This is a genomic window from Vibrio sp., from assembly GCF_038138445.1.
GTDB lineage: Bacteria > Pseudomonadota > Gammaproteobacteria > Enterobacterales > Vibrionaceae > Vibrio.
In genome coordinates this window covers 1-2,030 of record NZ_JAYQDQ010000179.1, presented here as the reverse complement: position 1 = coordinate 2,030, position 2,030 = coordinate 1, and the positions used below count along the sequence as shown (strand labels likewise).

Sequence of the window (2,030 nt, the reverse complement as noted above, 5' to 3'; positions counted from 1 at the left end):
TTGCGTTTACTGCTTGTGCCTCGACCTGATGAAGATTTTAACTGAACCGAAGATGACCAGATAGGCAGGTTATCTGTAATAATATTTTCGACTGCACCCATTACGCCTTGCCTTCTAACGCATTAGCCAAGATTGCTTTAAGCTGGTCGCGAAGGTTTTGAATATCGGCCTGCTGGTTGGCATAGTTACCTAACAACTCCTCAGGGTCATGGCTTATCATCTCTTCTACGTGAGGATTTTTAATATCAAGGTTGTAGTTGCGCTCTATAATTTCATCAATACTCACCTGCCATGCCTGCTCGGTTTCCTTTCGACCGATTCTTGCTGCTTTTTCAGTGATCGAATTACCTTCTCCCCACCAATCCAGACAAACTGAGAAATCATCTAGTTTCATGGGCTTGGTTTTATTAAATGCCTTAACTCCAGCTGGCAAAGGTACTTCGTAATACCAAATATCTTTTGTTGGCGTACCTTTCTCAAAAAATAGAATATTAGTTTTAATAGAGGTGTAAGGAGCGAATACTGAGTTAGGTAGACGGACTAAAGTGTGAAGATTACATTCCTCTAGCAATAGCCTCTTGATTTTGGTTTTAACGCCTTCACCAAACAATGTGCCATCGGGCAAAACCACTGCCGCCCTACCCCCATCTTTAAGCATTTCAATAATATATTGAAGAAATAAGTCTGCTGTTTCTTTTGTCTGTAGCTCAGATGGGAAGTTCTTCTCAATACCATCTTCTTCACTACCGCCAAAAGGTGGGTTAGTGACAATTACATCAACCATTTCTGATGCTTCAATGCTGGAAAGCGGACGTTTAAGAGTATTGCCCTGCCTGATTTGCTGAGGCACTTCGATGCCATGTAACATCATATTGGTTGTACACAATAAATGAGGAAGCTGTTTCTTCTCGATTCCACTTACCGCAGTTTGAAATACCTGTTGATCTTCGGAAGTTTTAATCTGCTCTTTCAGTAAATCTATTGAACAGGCCAAAAACCCACCTGTTCCGCAAGCTGGATCATAGATTGACTCACCCAATTTAGGGTCAACCATCTGTACAGCGAATCTAGTTACTGCTCTTGGTGTATAAAACTCGCCTGACTTGCCTGCACTTTGAAGATCATTTAGCAGTTGCTCATAGATATCCCCAAACAAATGTCTTTCATCCGAACTTGAAAAGTCGATGTCATTGAGCTTGTTAATTACTTGGCGCAGTAAAGTGCCACTCTTCATGTAATTAAAGGCTTCACTCAGCCCTTCACGCAACACAAAGCCTCGAGGGTTAGAGGACAACGCAGCTTGCAATGCTTTGATATCGGGCAGTAAGTTATTGTTTACAAAATCCAATAATTCTTCACCCGTCATACCCTGCTTATCTGCCGCCCAATTTCGCCACAGATATTCCTCTGGTATGGGTGATCGATAGTTAGGTTGCTCAAACTCTAGGTCCTCTTCTTGCGCATCAAATATTTTTAGGAAAAGAAGCCACGAAAGCTGTCCTAAACGCTGGGCGTCACCATCAACGCCATCATCTTTGCGCATAATGTCTTGGATAGATTTAATAACTGTAGAAATGGACATATAAGACTCTTTTTTAATTAGGTTTAGGCGCTTTGCTGATCATCATATAGAGCATGTTCTAGATCACTGATTGCTAGCTCGTATTGGGGTTTGCCACCAAATGCTTTGGTGATAATTTCTCTGGGACGACCCATCTTATCGAATGGAGTTACTTTTAAGACATCTTGCGACTCTATTTCTGTAACCCCATTGTCAGCGTACTTATCTAACAAAGCATTTAAAACAGCCTGAGCTGACTCATTATACTTACTAAAGTAATTACGCTTTTTAACATTCTCTGCTCGCTCACGACGCGTTAAGGCTGGCTGATCGAAAACCACGTGACATATAAGGTCAAATGGCCCCATATCTTTGCTTACGTCTTGCTCTAATGCTTCCCAAATAACACCTGCACTAGCTAATTCATCAATAACTGCTTTTTTGCGATCGGCTTCGCTCCAACGTTTGA

2 protein-coding genes are annotated in these 2,030 nt (G+C 41.6%); both read right to left on the bottom strand.

All coding sequences use genetic code 11. From position 1 onward, the window contains the following. Nucleotides 1-100: 100 nt before the first annotated feature. Nucleotides 101-1,582, bottom strand: a complete 1,482-nt coding sequence (locus AAFM34_RS20845; protein ID WP_341666187.1) for a class I SAM-dependent DNA methyltransferase — start codon at nucleotides 1,580-1,582, stop codon at nucleotides 101-103. Between the two features lie 23 nt (nucleotides 1,583-1,605). Further along, nucleotides 1,606-2,030 (bottom strand): type I restriction-modification enzyme R subunit C-terminal domain-containing protein (locus tag AAFM34_RS20840; protein ID WP_341666185.1); only part of this gene is annotated, 425 nt, incomplete at its 5' end.